Source organism: Streptomyces sp. NPDC096152, assembly GCF_044763235.1.
Lineage (GTDB): Bacteria > Actinomycetota > Actinomycetes > Streptomycetales > Streptomycetaceae > Streptomyces.
Genome location: NZ_JBIWFW010000001.1, coordinates 1 through 17,179, shown reverse-complemented (window position 1 = coordinate 17,179; position 17,179 = coordinate 1). Strand labels below are relative to the sequence as shown.

At 73.2% G+C, this 17,179-nt stretch carries 14 protein-coding genes and 2 rRNA genes; 7 read left to right on the top strand and 9 right to left on the bottom strand.

The features are described from left to right. Window positions 1–178: 178 nt before the first annotated feature. Together ACIQ9G_RS00080 and ACIQ9G_RS00075 are read left to right on the top strand one after the other, a co-directional pair. The gene (locus ACIQ9G_RS00080) at window positions 179–757 is read left to right on the top strand and encodes a GNAT family N-acetyltransferase (RefSeq protein WP_403603918.1); all 579 of its coding nucleotides are present in this window, start codon (window positions 179–181) and stop codon (window positions 755–757) included. A gap of 56 nt (window positions 758–813) precedes the next feature. Further along, window positions 814–1,989, top strand: coding sequence for a winged helix-turn-helix domain-containing protein (locus ACIQ9G_RS00075; protein ID WP_403603915.1), 1,176 nt, complete (start codon window positions 814–816; stop codon window positions 1,987–1,989). Window positions 1,990–2,056: 67 nt separating this feature from the next. Here ACIQ9G_RS00075 and ACIQ9G_RS00070 read toward each other — a convergent pair whose 3' ends face one another. The 7 genes from ACIQ9G_RS00070 to mtnA all read right to left on the bottom strand — a co-directional run bounded on the left by ACIQ9G_RS00070 (window position 2,057) and on the right by mtnA (window position 10,990). Continuing rightward, entirely contained in the window at window positions 2,057–2,803 is a 747-nt protein-coding gene (locus ACIQ9G_RS00070) for a response regulator transcription factor (protein ID WP_356189612.1), read from the bottom strand. 204 nt (window positions 2,804–3,007) lie between these two features. After that, window positions 3,008–3,703: a ribosome hibernation-promoting factor, HPF/YfiA family gene (hpf, locus tag ACIQ9G_RS00065; RefSeq protein WP_403603912.1), complete on the bottom strand. Its 696-nt coding sequence runs from the start codon at window positions 3,701–3,703 to the stop codon at window positions 3,008–3,010. A 309-nt stretch (window positions 3,704–4,012) separates the two neighbouring features. Continuing rightward, window positions 4,013–4,900 carry a ComF family protein gene (locus ACIQ9G_RS00060; protein ID WP_403603909.1) on the bottom strand — a complete coding sequence of 296 codons (888 nt, stop codon included), beginning with the start codon at window positions 4,898–4,900 and terminating at the stop codon, window positions 4,013–4,015. 124 nt (window positions 4,901–5,024) lie between these two features. Then, the gene (locus ACIQ9G_RS00055; protein WP_403603906.1) at window positions 5,025–6,896 is read right to left on the bottom strand and encodes an LpqB family beta-propeller domain-containing protein; all 1,872 of its coding nucleotides are present in this window, start codon (window positions 6,894–6,896) and stop codon (window positions 5,025–5,027) included. Then, complete coding sequence (mtrB, locus tag ACIQ9G_RS00050; protein ID WP_403603903.1) at window positions 6,886–8,967, bottom strand: MtrAB system histidine kinase MtrB; 2,082 nt, start codon at window positions 8,965–8,967, stop codon at window positions 6,886–6,888. Before mtrB ends, ACIQ9G_RS00055 begins: the two co-directional genes overlap by 11 nt. Window position 8,968: 1 nt before the next feature. Next, the gene (gene mtrA / locus ACIQ9G_RS00045) at window positions 8,969–9,658 is read right to left on the bottom strand and encodes a two-component system response regulator MtrA (RefSeq protein ID WP_003975799.1); all 690 of its coding nucleotides are present in this window, start codon (window positions 9,656–9,658) and stop codon (window positions 8,969–8,971) included. Window positions 9,659–9,847: 189 nt separating this feature from the next. Beyond that, the gene (gene mtnA, locus ACIQ9G_RS00040; protein WP_403603899.1) at window positions 9,848–10,990 is read right to left on the bottom strand and encodes an S-methyl-5-thioribose-1-phosphate isomerase; all 1,143 of its coding nucleotides are present in this window, start codon (window positions 10,988–10,990) and stop codon (window positions 9,848–9,850) included. A 140-nt stretch (window positions 10,991–11,130) separates the two neighbouring features. Between mtnA and ACIQ9G_RS00035 the strand changes: the two genes are divergently transcribed. Genes ACIQ9G_RS00035 through ACIQ9G_RS00015 form a run of 5 tightly spaced genes read left to right on the top strand, consistent with a single transcriptional unit; the run spans window position 11,131 to window position 16,789 of the window. Continuing rightward, window positions 11,131–12,516: a glycerophosphoryl diester phosphodiesterase membrane domain-containing protein gene (locus ACIQ9G_RS00035; protein WP_403603896.1), complete on the top strand. Its 1,386-nt coding sequence runs from the start codon at window positions 11,131–11,133 to the stop codon at window positions 12,514–12,516. A 4-nt stretch (window positions 12,517–12,520) separates the two neighbouring features. Next, complete coding sequence (locus tag ACIQ9G_RS00030) at window positions 12,521–13,297, top strand: DUF4129 domain-containing protein (RefSeq protein WP_403603893.1); 777 nt, start codon at window positions 12,521–12,523, stop codon at window positions 13,295–13,297. Next, a complete protein-coding gene (locus tag ACIQ9G_RS00025; protein WP_403603890.1) occupies window positions 13,294–14,490 on the top strand; it encodes a DUF4350 domain-containing protein in 1,197 nt (398 codons plus the stop codon). The genes ACIQ9G_RS00030 and ACIQ9G_RS00025 overlap by 4 nt, the downstream gene beginning before the upstream one ends. Next, window positions 14,490–15,479, top strand: a complete 990-nt coding sequence (locus tag ACIQ9G_RS00020; protein WP_402441139.1) for an AAA family ATPase — start codon at window positions 14,490–14,492, stop codon at window positions 15,477–15,479. The genes ACIQ9G_RS00025 and ACIQ9G_RS00020 overlap by 1 nt, the downstream gene beginning before the upstream one ends. Continuing rightward, window positions 15,479–16,789 carry a DUF58 domain-containing protein gene (locus tag ACIQ9G_RS00015; protein ID WP_403603887.1) on the top strand — a complete coding sequence of 437 codons (1,311 nt, stop codon included), beginning with the start codon at window positions 15,479–15,481 and terminating at the stop codon, window positions 16,787–16,789. The genes ACIQ9G_RS00020 and ACIQ9G_RS00015 overlap by 1 nt, the downstream gene beginning before the upstream one ends. Window positions 16,790–16,903: 114 nt before the next feature. On the opposite strand, the gene rrf is transcribed toward ACIQ9G_RS00015, so the two are convergent. Both rrf and ACIQ9G_RS00005 read right to left on the bottom strand, forming a co-directional pair. Continuing rightward, a 5S ribosomal RNA gene (gene rrf, locus ACIQ9G_RS00010) occupies window positions 16,904–17,020 on the bottom strand. A gap of 86 nt (window positions 17,021–17,106) precedes the next feature. Further along, a 23S ribosomal RNA gene (locus ACIQ9G_RS00005) occupies window positions 17,107–17,179 on the bottom strand; the annotation flags it as partial.

Sequence of the window (17,179 nt, the reverse complement as noted above, 5' to 3'; positions counted from 1 at the left end):
CCGGGAGGGCCTGCCGTGACGGCGGTTCTCGGCGGCTTCGCGGCGCCTTCACAGGGGACAACGGACGGGGGTCGCGGATGGTGCCGCGCCGGGGCCGCGAATTGCGCGAATTGTGATCGCCCGCTCACCGGCGGCAAAGGAATGGCGTTCGTCCGGGCCTCCCGAGCAGAATCGGCCGATGGAACCCGTCACGCTCACCACCGACCGCCTCCTGCTGCGCACCGTGGGCCCGCAGGACACCGACGCGGTGTACGCCGCCGCGCAGGACCCCGACATCCAGCGCTGGACCACGGTCCCCTCCCCGTACCTGCCGGAGCACGCGCGGGGCTTCACGGAGGAGATGGTCCCCGGGGGCTGGGCCGACGGGTCGATGTTCACCTTCGGGGTCTTCCTGCCCGGGGGCGAATTGGCGGGGGTGGTCGGCATCACCATGCGTTCCCTGGGCGAGGGCGAGGTCGGCTTCTGGGCCACGAAGGAGCACCGCCGCAACGGCTACATCACCGAGGCGACCCTCGCCGCCGCCCGCTGGTCCTTCACGGCGCTGTCGGTCGACCGGCTGGAGTGGCGCGCCGAGGTCGGCAACGCCGCCTCCCGCGCGGTGGCCGAGCGGGCGGGGTTCACGCTGGAGGGCACTCTGCGCTCGGCACTCAACAGCAGAGGTGTGCGCCGGGACTGCTGGGTGGGCTCCCTGCTGCCGTCGGACCTGGAACTGGCGTCGGCGGCGCCGTACCTGCCCGCCCCCACCCGGCCGGTGTAGCCGGCGAAGGCGCAGCTCAGGCCGCGCTGTCAGTGCCACCGCCTAAGGTGCCGCCCATGACGACCGCCCCGCGTCCCACCACCGCCCTCTCCGCGGACGAGGCCCGCCGCATCGCCCTGCGCGCCCAGGGCCTCCTCGGCGCCCCCGACCGTAGGTCCGGCGTCCGCGGCGTGCTGCGCCATCTGGGCGCGGTCCAGCTCGACACCATCTCCGTCCTCGCGCGCTCCCACGAACTGGTCCCCTACGCCCGCCTCGGCGCGGCCGGCCGCAGGACGGTCGAGGACGCCTACTGGAAGGGGACGCACGCCTTCGAGTACTGGTCGCACGCCGCGTGCATCCTCCCCATCGAGGAGTGGCCGCACTTCGCCTTCCGCCGCCGCGCCTACCGCAACCGCCCGCACTGGAACCACGAACTGCCCGACGGCGCCTACGAGCAGGTCGTCAAGCAGCTCCGGGCCGAAGGCCCGCTGACGGCGACCGACTTGGGCGGCGCGAAGCGGACCAGCGAGTGGTGGGACTGGTCCGGCACCAAGGTCGCCGTCGAACGCGCCCTGATGTACGGCGAGGTGGTCTGCGTGGAGCGCTGCGGCTGGAAGCGGGTGTACGACCTGGCCGAGCGCGCGGTGCCGCAGGCGCTCCTGCACGACGAGCTGGACGACACCGAGTGCCTGCGCCGCCTGGTCGGACTCGCCGGCCAGTCCCTGGGCGTCGGCACCCGCGCTGACATCGCCGACTACCACCGGCTCAAGGGCGAGCAGGTCGACGCGGTGATCGCGGACTCCGGTCTGGTCCCGGTCGCGGTCGAGGGCTGGTCCAAGCCGGCCTGGGCGGACCCGGCGGCGCTCGCCACGCCCCCGCGCGGCCGCCACCGCACCACGCTGCTGTCCCCCTTCGACTCCCTGATCTGGGAGCGGGCGCGCACGGAGCGAATCTTCGGCTTCACCCACCGCCTGGAGGCGTACGTCCCGAAGCCGAAGCGGGTGCACGGCTACTTCGCCATGCCGGTGCTGGCCGGGGGGCGCCTCGTCGGCCGGGTGGATCCCGCGAGGGAGGGCCGGACGCTGGTGGCGAAGCAGGTCACCCTGGACGGCGCCCGGGCCGTGTCCGCCGTCGCGCAGGCGCTCGTCGAGGCGGCGAGCTGGGTGGACTGCACGGACGTACGCGTGGAGCGGGTGGACGCGTCCGAACTCCGCGAACCTCTCGTCCGGGAACTGGCACGGGCCGTCGCCTGACCGCTGCCGGCGACGGGTCCCCGGCGGCTCGGGGACCGGGGGGCGACGGCCGGCGGGGCCGACGGGTCTACCGGATCTCGAGGATCTTCTCACGCATCGCGTAGACCACGGCTTCCATCCGGGAGTGCAGTTGGAGCTTCTCCAGGATGTTGCGCACGTGGTTCTTCACGGTGTTCTCGGAGATGAACAACTCCTTGGCGATGTCCCGGTTGTTCATCCCGGTGGCCACGAGTTTCAGGACCTCCAGCTCACGGTCGGTCAGCCGGGGAGCGGGGACGAGACGTCGCTCGTCGGTCCGCTGGATCATCGACTTGAATTCGGTGAGCAGTTTCGACGCCATCGAGGGGCTGATCTGCGACTGGCCGTCGGCCACCGCGCGAATGGCCGTGGCCACCTCGTCGGTGGAGATCTCCTTGAGGAGATAGCCGGTCGCGCCCGCCTTGATGGCGTCGTAGAGATCGGCCTCCTCGTCGCTGATCGTCAGCATGATGATCTTGGCGCTGGGCGCGACCTCCTTGATGGAGGTGCACGCCTCGATCCCGCCACGCTTCGGCATCCGCACGTCCATCAGCACGATGTCCGGCAGCAGGTCGGCGGCCTTGTCCACGGCCTCCGCGCCGTCGCCCGCCTCGCCGACGACCTGGATGTCCTCCTCGGCCGCCAGCACGATCTCCAGGCCGCGGCGGAAGAGGGCGTGGTCGTCCACGACAAGGACTCTGATCGGCTCCTTGCGTGAAGTGCCCGCCTCCGGGCCCATGCCGACGACGCCGCCGCCGGCATCCTCGTCCCGCATCGGTCCGAAGCTGTCCGCCATCGTTCCTCCCCCTGAAGGCTTGGCCTGCTGTTCGACGCCATCGCCAACCCAAGGCAACGGCCCATCGGTTGAGCCGTTGCGGCCATGATTTCATGCTCGGACGGCGCCGCGGTGACAGAGCAGTGCGCGAAGGGGTCGCACACGGGTGCCCCTGGGGGCGCACGCGCGCTCCAGGGGCACCGTCTCAACTGCCGGTCCGCCGGGTCAGCCGCCCAGCGTGCCGCCCGCCTCGGGAGGGGGCGCCTGCGTGACCATCGTGTCCGTCCTGAGGTGGATCACGCCGTAGTCGTAGGCGTGGCGCCGGTAGACGACGCTCGGTTCCTTCGACTCGGAGTCGACGAACAGATAGAAGTCGTGCCCGACCAGCTCCATCTCGTAGAGAGCCTGGTCGAGGGTCATCGGGGCGGCGACGTGGTTCTTCTCGCGGACGACGATCGGCCCGTCCCCCTGCACTTCCAGGGAGCCGATCCTCTTGATGGGCACCTGGCCCTCTTCCTCTTCCTCCCGGACCGGTACACCGTTCCCGTTCAGCGTCGCCGCGTCCGGCACGTGGTCGGGGACCTCGGCGGCCGAGATCCGGCGCGCGCCGCGACGCGAGAACCGCTTGTCGTGCTGCTTGCGCAGCCGGGCGTCCAGCTTCTCCGCGGCGAGGTCGAGTGCCGCGTACGGATCGCTGGCCGCTGCCTCCGCCCGGATCACCGGACCGCGGGAGCGGAGCGTGATCTCCACTCGGTCGCACCGGTCGGCCTGTCGGGGGTTGGGCTCCTTGGACACCTCGACGTCGAGGCTGATCACCTTGCCATCGAGCTTCTGGATCTTCTCCAGCTTCAGCTTCTCGGCCACGTGCTTGCGGAACCGCTCGGGCACCTCGGTCTTGCGGCCCTTGACGACGATGTCCACGCAGAACTCCGTTCCCGGATCACTCCGCTCCACTGGCGGAGCATCTCCCTTTTGCACCCGGTTCCGGTCAGGCCCGGAACCTCGGACTCGGTGACGTCCACCTCCTCCTCCCCCGTGGGCGAGATCTCCACCCCGTCGGCGCGGGTGATTGCGAAAAACCCGCGGCGCGGCAATCGGATATGACGGGGATGGCCTGCGCCTTTCCCTACCAACCGAACATATCTCGCCCGGACGGATGACGTCACCCTCTACTGCGACGTACCTCCGATCAGGTGAATTGGTCCTCTCATTGCCTGCAACGACGCAACTTCACTGCCAGTTCCGGTTTATTGCGAAAGAATCCGGCGGGGCCGCGACGACGGCCGCGCAGATCACCTCACGGGCGCGGTGCGCACTCGCCATTTCCGGTGCGCGATACACCGAGCTCGCCCCCTTCCACCCCGTTCCGATCTTCCGTTCCCCCATCTCTTCCCGGGTCTCCGCGACGTACACGGCCGTATTCAGGGCACGCGCCGCCTCCCTCAACGAGGCCCCCGTCGTCATCAGGTCGTCGACGAGCACGACCGGACCGCCGAGCAGCAGCCGGGCACTGCCGGCGGCCACCTCCAGCGCACCCGCGAGATTGCCCATGCGCTGTCGGGAGTTCAGCCCCGCCTGGTCGGCCACGGCGCGGCGCTGCCGCAGCACCGCGAGGACCCGGGCCGGCGTCCCGGACCGTCTGAGCTCACCCGCCGCGGCGAGCGCGATCCGCCGCGCCGGATCGTGCCCCCGGGCCCGCACCGCACTCCGCGCGGACGGCACGGGTACGAGCAGCACCGGCCCGCCCGCCCCGGGATCCGTCCGCGCTCCGGGATCCGCCCTCGTCCCGAGACCCACCCGCACCCCGCAATCCGCCTTCAGCCCGGCCCGGAGCGCCGCCAGCACCGCACCGGCCAGGGCGGCGCCCAGCGGGCCGGACAGGGCCAGGGCGCCGCGCTCCTTGTGGGCCAGGAGCGTGGCCCGCACCTCGTCCGTGTACGGAGCCGCCGCGTGCACGGCCGGCAGACCGGGCGGCTCCGGCAGCGGCCGCACCCGGCACGGCACCGCCCCGCTCAGCGCCGCCCGGCACTCCGGGCAGAGCACCGTGCGCGGCCTGCCGCAACCTCCGCACTCGGTCGGCAGTACCAGGTCGGTGAGGTCCCGCCACCACCCGCGCATGTCCTCCACTGTGCCAAGGCCGCCCCCTCGCGGCCACCCCTGTGGAAAACACCCTGTGGACAACCGCCACCGCGCCGACCAGGGATTCACCCACACGAGTGGGCCCTGGTGAGGGCCCCGCCGGTCACCCCGGATAGACCGGCGCCGACCCGTTCTTGACCACCTGCTGCCACTGCGCACCGGACGGGAGCCGCACGATGCCGTCCTCCGAGTACGCCACCAGCGGCAGCCGGTCGTCCTCGGAGGCGGCGACCGACTTCACCCCGGTCAGCGCGGCGGGCGTCGGCCCCTCCGGAGCGGAGCCGTCGACCTGGACGTACCGGATCGTCTGCACACTCCCCTGCTCGCGCCCGGCCACCACGAGCCGGCTGTCGCCGGCCCAGGACACGGCGGTCACGTCCTCCAGCTCCGGCGCGGCGGGACGCAGCTCCAGGACCGACACCGTAGGCCGCTCCCCGCTCTTCACGTCCCGCTCGATGCGCCCGACCAGCAGGGACCGCTTGTCGCCCTTGTCCACGACCAGCGCGATCCGCACCCCGTCGGCAGCCACCCGCACCGCGTTGACACGCCCGCTCAGCCCGGGGACCCGCACCTCCAGCGGCTGTCCCGCGCCCTGCTCCGCCACCAGCAGCCGCGGCCGGGCCGGATCGCGGTCGGCCACCCACAGGTCACCGCGCGCGTCCCAGCTGGGCGTCGTCAGCCGGTCGTCCTCGGTCCTGCCCCTGCTCTGCAGCACGGGCTCCCCGAGCGAACCGCCGGACACCAGCGAGCCGACGTACAGCGACCTGCCGTCGAGGCCGACCCCGGCCGCGCTCTGCTCGTCCCACGACACGGCCGCCGACCGCAGCTTCCGTGTGCCCTCGCCGAGCGCACCCGGCACCGGATTGGCGGCCGTGTCGGCGCTGCCGCCGGCGATCCGGACGAGCCGGTCCTTGTCGTCGACGAAGTACAGGAACTCGGGCTGCTTCACCGACCCGCGGGTGGCGACGGCCTCGGCACGGCCCTCGCCGAGCGTGCACAGCGACGTGCCGTCGGCTCGCTGCAGCGCCACGGTGTCCACGGTCGGGGTGACGTTCTGCAGCGTGAACAGCAGCTGCGTCGCCATCTCCACGCACTTCTCGTGCCCGACCCGGGAGGCCTTCTCGTTCAGCGGCACGGTCAGCTTGTTCTGGTCGTCGGGCGTCAGCGAGGTCACGCCCTTGCGCAGCGCCGTACCGGTGGGGAAGCTCGACCTGACCACGGGCCCCAGCCAGCGCGTCGGCCCGCTGAGGAGGGAGCGCACCATCTGCGTCATCGCGTCCACCCGCCGGCGCACGTACACCGGGTCGGCGACCGCCGTCGCGTGCTCCCCGGACGCGGCCGGGGCGTCCGCCGCACCCGAAGCGCCGGCGGCACTCGAGGTGTTCGAGGCGAAGTAGTACTTGTTGACGGACATGTAGTTGCGCTGGAAGTCCGACTGCCCCATGACGACGCCCTGGGGCAGCCCGTCGATGCGCCACTGCCTCGTCTTGCGGTCCCGCCTGAGGTGCACGGGCTCGCCGTAGTCGCCGCCGAGCGGGGTGTAGGCCTGCTGCGCGTCGACCCGGGCGACCTTGCTGCCGGTCAGCCTGAACGCGTAGTCGTCGGTGTCGTCCCGCCCGATGCTGTGGTCGACCTGGATGTCCGGCCCACCCGCCAGCACGGTCGTGGACCGCTCGGGCCTCCACTGCTGCGCGGCCGTCGGCGTCAGATACTGCCGGGCCGTCGCGTACTGCGGATCGTCGCTGGTCAACGCCTCAAGAAAGCCCTGGACGATCTCCACGGGCGGGGCGTCCTCCCGGGGCGGCATGGCGAACACGCGCACCTGGGCGTCCTGGCGCGGGGTGGACTCGACGTCCCGCAGATCACCGTTGTCGGGCATCGAGGCGCATCCCGCCAGCAGTACGACCCCGCAAGCGGCGTACGCCACCGCGCGTATCGGCCGCCGCCGCGCGCCCCCCTCGCGGTCAGCGCCCACGAAATGCCTCCCCTTGCTTCTGCGCGCCCCGCGGCCCGGCTCCCCCCGGTTCCGTGGGGCTCGTGCTGTCGTTGCCCGCCCTGTCCGCGGCGGGCAGGGCCTCCGGTCGCCGTACGCCCGAGGCGGGACGGGGCACCACGCGCGCGCCGTTGCCCGGCAGCGCCGTCGGGTCGGCCGTGGGGGCCGCCGCGGCCGACCGGGACGCGAGCGGGTCCCGTGCCGGGAGCGCCGTATGCTCGCCCGACGCCTGCGCCGGCACCGTGGCGAGCTTGTCGCCGCCGCGCGGCAGACCGGCGTCGTCGAGGCCGCGGTTGCGCCGCGAGTCCTTGGGTTCCAGCGGGATCGGCGAGCCCCGCAGCGGCTCGTCCGCGGTCCGCGGCAGCGTCAGCCGGAACTGCGAGCCGCCGCCCGGCTCGCCCCAGGCCTGCAGCCAGCCGCCGTGCAGCCGGGCGTCCTCCAGGGCGATCGACAGCCCGAGGCCGGTGCCGCCGGTGGTCCGCGCGCGTGCCGGGTCGGCCCGCCAGAAGCGGCTGAAGACACGGGTCGCCTCGCCCGGCTTGAGCCCGACGCCGTAGTCGCGCACCGCGACCGCGACCGCGCCGCCGGCGGCGGCGAGCTTCACGACGACGTCCCGGCCCTCGCCGTGCTCCACGGCGTTGACGACGAGGTTGCGCAGGACGCGCTCCACGCGCCGCGCGTCGGCCTCGGCGACCACGGGCTGCTGGTCGCCGGCCACGCGTATCCGCGTGCCCTTGCGCTCGGCGAGCGGCTCGGCCCCGCTGACGACCCGGCGCACGACCTCCCTCAGGTCGATCGGCTCGGCCTCCAGCGCCGCCGCGCCCGCGTCGAAGCGGCTGATCTCCAGCAGGTCCGCGAGCAGCGACTCGAACCGGTCGAGCTGGTCGGCGAGCAGTTCCGCCGACCGCGCGGTCACCGGGTCGAAGTCCACCCGTGCCTCATGGATGACGTCGGCCGCCATCCGCACGGTCGTCAGCGGTGTGCGCAGCTCGTGGGAGACGTCGGAGACGAACCGGCGCTGCATCCGCGACAGGTCCTCCAGCTGCTGGATCTTCAGCTGCAGATTCTGCGCCATCTTGTTGAAGGCCTCGCCGAGCCGCGCGATGTCGTCCTCGCCGGTGACCTTCATCCGCTCCTGCAGCCGCCCCGCGGACAACCGCTCCGCGATCCCCGCGGCCATCCGCACCGGTGTGACGACCTGCCGCACCACGAGCCACGCGATGGCCCCGAGGAGTACGACGACGAAGAGGCCGGCCGTCGCGAGGGTCCCCTTGACCAGGCTCAGCGACTTCTCCTCCTGGGTGAGCGGGAAGAGGTAGTAGAGCTGGTACGGGTCGCCGTTGGGGTCGTTGACCTGCTTGCCGATGACGAGGGCGGGCTGGGACTCCTTGCCGCCGTCCTTGTAGAGGATCCGGGTGTAGCTCTGGGCGGCCACCGTGCTGCCGTTGATCCGCGCCCGCAGGTCCTCGGGCACGCTCGCGGTGGGGTCCACGTCGCCGGAGGAGCGCGGGCCGCGCCCGCCGCCGCTGTCGTCGCCCGCGGGGAGCGTGACCACGTCGAACGCGCCCTGGCCGCCGCTGGAGAGGGACGACACCAGGTCGCTCATCCACTGGATGACGTTCTGCGAGGCGTGGCCGTCGGCGGCCGAGCCGTTGTCGCCGGTGCCGCTCGCCGCCTCGTCGGCCCTCTGCTTGGCCACGGCGAATCCGCCGGTGGCCTGGCTCTGCGACGCCTTCACCTTGGCGTCGAGCAGGCCGTTGCGCACCTGGCCGATGACGACGAAGCCCAGCAGCAGCACGACGCCCAGCGACATCAGCAGCGTGGTGGCGACGACCTTGAGCTGGATGTTGCGCCGCCACAGCCGCATCACGGGCAGCAGCGGACGGCGCACCCAGCGCATGAACAGACGCAGGACCGGACTGCCCTGCACGCCGCCGTTCAGCAACCCGCCCTCCAGCAGGCGCGCCCAGCGGGAGCCGCCGGTCCGGCCGACAGGCCGCCGCGCGCCGGCCCCGGTCCGCCCGGGCGGCGAAGCGGCACTGTCCCCGGACACGTCAGCTCGGCCCGGCCTTGTAGCCGACACCGCGGACGGTCACCACGATCTCCGGCTTCTCCGGGTCCTTCTCGACCTTGGAACGCAGCCGCTGGACATGCACGTTGACCAGGCGGGTGTCGGCCGCGTGACGGTAGCCCCAGACCTGCTCGAGGAGCACCTCACGGGTGAACACCTGCCACGGCTTGCGGGCCAGGGCGACCAGCAGGTCGAACTCCAGGGGCGTCAGCGCGATCGACTGCCCGTCCCGCTTCACCGAGTGCCCGGCCACGTCGATGACGAGGTCACCGATGGCGAGCTGCTCGGGCGCGGGCTCCTCCGACCTGCGCAGCCGCGCCCGGATACGGGCGACCAGCTCCTTGGGCTTGAACGGCTTCACGATGTAGTCGTCGGCGCCGGACTCCAGGCCGACGACCACGTCGACCGTGTCGCTCTTGGCCGTCAGCATCACGATCGGCACCCCGGACTCCGCCCTGATCAGGCGGCACACCTCGATGCCGTCCCGGCCGGGCAGCATCAGGTCCAGCAGCACCAGATCGGGCTTGGTCTCGCGGAAAGCGGCCAGCGCCTTGTCGCCGTCGGCTACGAAAGACGGCTCGAAACCTTCACCACGCAGCACAATGCCGAGCATCTCGGCCAGTGCGGTGTCGTCGTCGACGACAAGGACTCGTCCCTTCATAAACGACATCATCCCATTCTCGTAACAGTGACGAAGCTACTGGTGAGGCACGTCACTGGCCCGTGACGATAGTCGTATGGAGCCGCTACTGTCTGCCCTCGGTCCGGGGCCGGGGATGCCGGCGGGGCGCGGGAGGCGCCCACCGGGGGTGGGACGCCCCCGGTGGCAGGGCCCGATCACGCGATCCGTACGACGTCCGTGCTAGCCGACCCTCTCGTGCCGCGAGCGGGCACAGAGCTCGCCGAGAGCCTTGGCGGTCACCGGCGACACGGCGCCCTCCTCCGTCACGATCGCGGTCACCAGCTCCGGCGGGGTCACGTCGAACGCCGGGTTGTACGCCTGCGTACCGAGCGGCGCGACCGGGATGCCCCCGCCGGCGCCCATCACCGGGACCTGGGGCGCGATGATCTCGGTGACCTCGTACCCGGGGCGCTGCTCGACCTCGATGGACGCCCCGTCCGGCGTTTCCAGGTCGATCGTCGTCACCGGCGCGACCACGATGAACGGCACGTGGTGATAGCGCGCCAGCACCGCGAGCGGGTAGCTGCCGACCTTGTTGGCCACCGACCCGTCGGCGGCGATGCGGTCCGCGCCGACCAGCACGGCGTCCACCTCGCCGGCCGCGAACAGCGAACCCGCCGCGCTGTCGGTGAGCAGCGTGTACGCCATGTCGTTGCGCGCCGCCTCGTACGCCGTGAGCCGGGCGCCCTGCAGCAGCGGCCGGGTCTCGTCCACCCACAGCCGCCGCAGCCGGCCCGCGCGGTGCGCGGCGAGCGCCACCGCGAACGCCGTGCCCTCCCCGCCCGACACCAGCGCCCCGGAGTTGCAGTGGGTGAGCAGGCGGTGCCCGCCGCCGGGCACCAGCTCGTCCAGCAGCGTCAGCCCGTGCTCGGCCATCCGCGCACTGGCCCGCGCGTCCTCCTGGTGCAGCTGGCGCGCCGCGGCCAGCGCCGCCGCGGCGGCCTGCCGCGGATCACCCGTCCTGGCGAGCGCGGCCCGGTGCGCGGACTGCGCCCGGCGCACGCCGACGGAGAGGTTGACCGCCGTGGGCCGGGCGGCCGCCAGCGTGGCCGAGGCATCGTCCACGTCGAAACCGCGCGCGGCGGCGAGCGCGACGGCGTACGCCCCCGCGACGCCGAGCAGCGGTGCCCCGCGCACGGCGAGCGACCGGATCGCCTCCACCAGCGCGGGCGCGTCCGTGCACACCAGCTCGACCTCCTCGGCCGGCAGCCTCGTCTGATCGAGGAGGACCACGACCGGGCCCTCGGGCGGCTCCTCCCAGCGGATCGCCGGTGTCCCGGCCGGCCGGTTGTCCTCGCGGGTCTGCGCGTACTGATCAGCCATGCCGTCAGTCTGCCCCGTACCGGGCGGACAATTGAAGGTGTGCGGCCTCCACCGCGGCCGATCCGCCGAAGACCACCCCATGGCACGATGGCTGCCAACCTGCCACCGCGACCGCGGACGGGCACCGTGAAGGAGCGACGATGAACGACACTCCGGGCTGGGCCTCGCCCGGATCCGCCCCGTCCGACGGGCAGGAACCCGGTGCGTCCGGGCCTGCCGACGCCGCCGGCCGTCCCGGCCCCGCACAGCCCGCGGACCAGCCTGGCGCGCAGCCGCAGGGCCCCGGCACGAAGTGGTCGAAGGAGCAGCCGCCCCCCGGTCAGTGGTCCGCCCCCACCGGAACCCCGGCCCCCGGCGCGACCCCGCCGCCCCCGCCCCCCGGCCCCGGCTGGGGCGGCACGCCCCCGGCGGGCGGCGGCCAGGGCGGCCACGGCGGCCCGGGCGGGTACGGCCACGGCGGTTACGGCGGTCCGGCACCGGGCGGCTACGGCGGTCCCGGCGGATACGCCGCCTGGGGAGGCGGCTGGGGCGGTCCGCCGCCCGCGGCCAAGCCCGGCGTGATCCCGCTGCGCCCGCTCGGCGTCGGCGAGATCCTCGACGGCGCGGTGTCCACCATGCGCACCTACTGGCGCACGGTCCTGGGCATCTCCCTGGTCGTCGCGGTCGTCACCGAGATCCTCGTCATCCTGCTGCAGCGCTTCGCCCTCGACCAGAGCGCCGGCACTCAGGTCCTCAACGACCCGAACGCCACCCCCCACGAACTGCTCGGCGCCATGCGCGACACCATGCTCGGCTCCGGCCTGCTCTTCGTCGTCTCCATGATCGGCACCGTCCTCGCCACCGCGCTGCTCACGACCGTCACCAGCCGCGCGGTGCTCGGCAAGCCGGTCACCGCGGGCGAGGCCTGGCGGGACGCCCGGCCGCAGGTGCCCCGGCTGTTCGGCCTGATCCTCCTGCTGCTGCTCATCGGCGCCACCGTGATCGGCGTCGGCGCGCTGCCCGGCATCCTCGTGGCCGTCGCCGGCTCGCCCGCCGCCGGTTTCGGGCTCGCCGTCCTGGGCAGCCTCGGCGCCGCGGTCGTCGCGCTGTGGCTGGCCGTCCGCTTCGCCCTCGCCTCCCCGGCTCTCATGCTGGAGAAGCAGGGCATCGTGAAGGCGATGAGCCGCTCCGCCAAGCTGGTCCGCGGCTCCTGGTGGCGGGTCTGCGGCATCCAGTCGCTGGCCGTGCTCATCGCGAGCATCATCTCGGCGATCGTGGTCATCCCCTTCACCCTCATCGCCTCCGCGTTCGGCGGCGACGGCGTCGGCGGCCTCCTCAACGGCACCGTCGAGTTCGGCTGGACGTACCTCCTGATCAGCGGCGTCGGAGCGGTGATCGGATCGACGATCACGCTTCCCATCTCGGCCGGCGTCACGGTGCTCCTCTACATCGACCAGCGCATCCGCCGCGAGGCCCTCGACCTCGAACTGGCCCGCGCCGCCGGTGTCCAGGGCTACGGCGGCGACAGCACCTCCTCGGGGAGCTGATGGCGTGAGCCTGACGGGGGGAGCGCTCACGGCGCTGACCGGGGCGGCCGACACGGGCGTACGAGCGCTGGGGCGCGCCCGCGGCACAGCCGCCCTGGCACTGGCGCGCGCCGGCGGCGAAGAGCCGCCGGTGACCATCCCGCGTGATCCCGCGCGGGAGGCGGCCCGGCGCGAGCTGTCCAAGCGCATGTACCACGAGAACGACCCCGGCCTGCTGCAACGGGCCCTCAACGCCTTCTGGGACTGGGTCGCCAAGCTCTTCGACACCGCCTCGGCCGCGGCACCCGGGGGCACCCTCGGCCTCGTCGTCCTCCTCGTGGCCGTACTGCTGGTGCTGGCCGCACTCTGGTGGCGGCTCGGCACACCGCGCCGCGAGGCCGCCTCGTCCGCCGCCCTGTTCGACGACCGGCCCCGCAGCGCCGCCGAGCACCGCGCGGCCGCCGAGGCGCACGCCGCCCAGGGCCACTGGAGCCAGGCCGTGCAGGAACGGATGCGCGCCATCGTCCGCTCCCTGGAGGAACGCGCCCTCCTCGACGTCCGCCCCGGCCGCACCGCTGACGAGGCGGCCGCCGAGGCCGGCCGCTCCCTGCCCGCCCACACGGACCGACTGCGCGCGGCCGCCCGGGACTTCGACGACGTCACATACGGCGGGCGCGGGGCGAGCGAGCAGTCGTACCACCGCATCGCCGAACTCGACCGCGACCTGGAGCGCACCAGGCCACAGACCGCGAGCAGCGACCCGAGCGTCGCCCGCAACGCCCGCCAGGGAGCCGCCGGATGACCACCGAGGCCACGCTCCCGTCCACCTCGGCCTCGCCCACCACCCGCCAGATGTGGACCCGCACGCGAGGCATCCTGCTCGCGCTCGTGCTCCTGCTGGCGGGCGCCGTGGCCTTCGCCCTGCTCCACTCGGGCACCCAGCACGGCCGTCTCGACCCGCGCTCCGCCGACCCCTACGGCAGTCACGCCGTCACCGCGCTGCTCGCCGACCACGGCGTGTCCACGCGCACGGTCACCACCCTCGGCCAGGCGCGCGCCGCGGCCGGTCCCGACACCACCCTTCTGGTCGCCGTCCCCGACCTGCTGACCAAGAATCAGCAGTCCCGGCTCTACACCGCCACCGCCGCATCCGGCGGACGCACCGTCCTGGTCGCCCCCGACACCCCGTCCGTCGGCAGACTGGCCCCCGGTGTCATCGCCGCCGGCGCCCCCAGCTTCGACACCACCCTCTCCCCCGGCTGCTCGCTGCCCGCCGCCCGGCGCGCGGGCAGCGCCGAGACCGGCGGCGGCCTCCGCTACTCGGCCACCGTCCCCGGCGCCGGCTCCTGCTACCCGAGCGACGGCCTGCCCACCCTGCTGCTCCTGCCGCGGTCCGCCAAGGGCGGCGACACCGTCGTCCTCGGCGCGCCCGACATCCTCTACAACACCCGCCTCGACAAGCAGGGCAACGCCTCGCTCGCCCTCCAACTCCTCGGCTCCCGCCCCCATCTGGTCTGGTACCTCCCCTCGCTCGCCGACGAACCGGCCCCCGACACGGGCACCCGCAGCTTCTTCGACCTGCTCCCCTCCGGCTGGCTGTGGGCCACACTCCAGCTCTTCGTCGCCGCGGCCCTGGCCGCCCTGTGGCGGGCACGCCGGCTCGGCCCCCTCGTGCCCGAAAGACTCCCCGTGGCGATCCGGGCCTCCGAAACCGTCGAAGGCCGCGCCCGCCTCTACCGCAAGGCGAACGCCCGCGACCGCGCGGCCGACGCTCTGCGCTCCACCACCCGCACCCGCCTCGCCCCCCTGGTCGGCGTGCCCGTGGCCCAGGCGCACGCGCCCGAGGCCCTGCTCCCCGCGCTGTCAGCCCACCTCCACGGCGACCGACAGTCCCTGCACTCCCTCCTCTTCGGCCCGCCGCCCGGCGACGACGCGGCCCTCGTCTCCCTCGCCGACCAACTCGACGCCCTCGAAAGAGAGGTACGCCGTCCATGATGGACCCGACCACCGACAACGCCGGGCACCCTGGGGACGCCGGCCCCGCGCGGTCCTCCCTGGAGGCCCTGCGCGCCGAGATCGCCAAGGCCGTGGTCGGCCAGGATCCCGCCGTGACCGGCCTCGTCGTCGCCCTGCTCTGCCGCGGACACGTCCTTCTCGAAGGCGTGCCCGGAGTCGCCAAGACCCTGCTCGTCCGCACCCTCGCCGCCGCGCTCGAACTCGACACCAAGCGCGTCCAGTTCACCCCGGACCTCATGCCGAGCGACGTGACCGGCTCGCTCGTCTACGACGCCCGCACCGCCGAGTTCTCCTTCCAGCCCGGCCCGGTCTTCACCAACCTCCTCCTCGCCGACGAGATCAACCGCACCCCGCCGAAGACCCAGTCGTCGCTGCTGGAGGCCATGGAGGAGCGCCAGGTCACCGTCGACGGAACCCCGCGCCCGCTCCCCGAGCCGTTCCTGGTCATCGCCACTCAGAACCCGGTCGAGTACGAGGGCACCTACCCGCTGCCCGAGGCCCAACTGGACCGCTTTCTGATCAAACTGACGATCCCTCTGCCGTCCCGCCAGGACGAGATCGACGTCGTCGCCCGGCACGCCGGGGGCTTCAATCCGCGCGACCTGCGCGCCGCCGGCGTACGCCCCGTCGCCGGGCCCGCCGACCTGGACGCCGCACGCGCCGCGATCGCCGAGACCACCGTCTCCCCCGAGATCACCGCCTACGTGGTCGACATCTGCCGGGCCACCCGCGAATCGCCGTCCCTCACCCTCGGTGTCTCCCCGCGCGGGGCCACGGCCCTGCTGTCGACATCCCGTGCGTGGGCCTGGCTGACCGGCCGCGACTACGTCACACCCGACGACGTGAAGGCCCTCGCCCTGCCCACCCTCCGCCACCGCGTGCAGCTGCGCCCGGAGGCGGAGATGGAGGGCGTGACCGCCGACTCCGTCATCAACGCGATCCTCGCCCACGTGCCGGTCCCCCGCTGATGGCCCTCACCGGACGCGCCGCGCTCCTCGCGGCACTCGGCTCGCTCCCGGTCGGCATCTGGGGTCCCGGCTGGGCGGGCATCCTGGCGGTCAACGCGCCGCTGGCCGTCGCCTGCGCCTGCGACTACGCCCTCGCCGCGCCGGTACGCCGCCTCGGCCTGACCCGCTCCGGCGACACCTCCGTACGCCTGGGCGAGTCCGCCGACGTCACGCTCACCGTGGGCAACCCGTCCCGTCGCCCTCTGCGCGCCGAGCTGCGCGACGCCTGGCCGCCCAGCAGCTGGCTGCCCGGCACGGAGACCGAGGCTTCCCGGCACCGCCTCACGGTGCCGCCCGGCGAACGCCGCCGTGTCACCACCCACCTGCGCCCCACCCGGCGCGGCGACCGCCAGGCCGACCGCGTCACCGTCCGCTCCTACGGCCCTCTCCGGCTGTTTGCCCGCCAGGGCGCCCACAAGGTCCCCTGGACCGTCCGCGTGCTGCCCCCGTTCACCAGCAGGAAGCACCTGCCGGCCAAGCTCGCCCGGCTCCGTGAGCTCGACGGCCGCACCAGCCTGCTCACCCGCGGCGAGGGCACGGAGTTCGACAGCCTGCGCGAGTACGTCCCCGGCGACGACACCCGGTCGATCGACTGGCGCGCCACGGCCCGCCAGTCCTCGGTCGCCGTTCGCACCTGGCGTCCGGAACGCGACCGCCACATCCTCCTCGTTCTCGACACCGGCCGCACCTCCGCGGGCCGGGTGGGCGACGCCCCTCGGCTGGACGCGTCGCTGGACGCCGCCCTGCTGCTCGCGGCGCTGGCCTCCCGCGCCGGGGACCGCGTCGACCTGCTCGCCTACGACCGGCGGATGCGCGCCCTCGTCCAGGGCCGTGCGGCGGGCGACCTCCTGCCGTCGCTGGTGAACGCCATGGCCACGCTGGAGCCGGCTCTCGTCGAGACGGACGCCCGGGGGCTCACGGCCACAGCACTGCGCACGGCTCCGCGCCGCTCGCTGATCGTGCTGCTGACCAGCCTGGACGCCGCCCCGGTCGAGGAGGGTCTGCTGCCGGTCCTCCCGCAGCTCACCCAGCGCCATACGGTGATGGTGGCCTCGGTGGCGGATCCCCATGTGGCCCGGATGGCCACGGGCCGGGGCAAGGCGGAGGCCGTCTACGAAGCCGCCGCGGCGGCCCAGGCCCGGACCGAACGCCATCGCACCGCCGAGCAGCTCCGCCGCCACGGCGTCACGGTCGTCGACGCGACACCGGACGACCTGGCGCCGGCTCTCGCGGACGCCTACCTCGCACTGAAAGCGGCGGGTCGGCTGTGAGATCCCCATCGGTCGGCCGACGGCCGGGCTTTCCGGCCGTCGGCCCCATTCTCGTTATCCGGGCCAAAACGCAGAAAACCCCGCACCGTGAGGTGCGGGGTTTTCCCAAAAATTGTTCGGCGGCGTCCTACTCTCCCACAGGGTCCCCCCTGCAGTACCATCGGCGCTGTGAGGCTTAGCTTCCGGGTTCGGAATGTAACCGGGCGTTTCCCTCACGCTATGACCACCGAAACACTATGAAACTGTGAACGCCACACCACCCATTACGGGCGGGGCTGTTCGTGGTTTCAGAACCAACACAGTGGACGCGAGCAACTGAGGACAAGCCCTCGGCCTATTAGTACCGGTCACCTCCACACGTTACCGTGCTTCCAGATCCGGCCTATCAAC

Excerpts from the sequence above, each read along its gene's own strand:
- ACIQ9G_RS00080 (WP_403603918.1), top strand. The coding sequence starts at position 179 with ATGGAACCCGTCACGCTCACCACCGACCGCCTCCTGCTGCGCACCGTG.
- ACIQ9G_RS00075 (WP_403603915.1), top strand. The coding sequence starts at position 814 with ATGACGACCGCCCCGCGTCCCACCACCGCCCTCTCCGCGGACGAGGCC.
- ACIQ9G_RS00070 (WP_356189612.1), bottom strand. The coding sequence starts at position 2,803 with ATGGCGGACAGCTTCGGACCGATGCGGGACGAGGATGCCGGCGGCGGC.
- ACIQ9G_RS00060 (WP_403603909.1), bottom strand. The coding sequence starts at position 4,900 with ATGCGCGGGTGGTGGCGGGACCTCACCGACCTGGTACTGCCGACCGAG.
- mtrA (WP_003975799.1), bottom strand. The coding sequence starts at position 9,658 with ATGATGTCGTTTATGAAGGGACGAGTCCTTGTCGTCGACGACGACACC.
- mtnA (WP_403603899.1), bottom strand. The coding sequence starts at position 10,990 with ATGGCTGATCAGTACGCGCAGACCCGCGAGGACAACCGGCCGGCCGGG.
- ACIQ9G_RS00035 (WP_403603896.1), top strand. The coding sequence starts at position 11,131 with ATGAACGACACTCCGGGCTGGGCCTCGCCCGGATCCGCCCCGTCCGAC.
- ACIQ9G_RS00025 (WP_403603890.1), top strand. The coding sequence starts at position 13,294 with ATGACCACCGAGGCCACGCTCCCGTCCACCTCGGCCTCGCCCACCACC.
- ACIQ9G_RS00020 (WP_402441139.1), top strand. The coding sequence starts at position 14,490 with ATGGACCCGACCACCGACAACGCCGGGCACCCTGGGGACGCCGGCCCC.
- ACIQ9G_RS00015 (WP_403603887.1), top strand. The coding sequence starts at position 15,479 with ATGGCCCTCACCGGACGCGCCGCGCTCCTCGCGGCACTCGGCTCGCTC.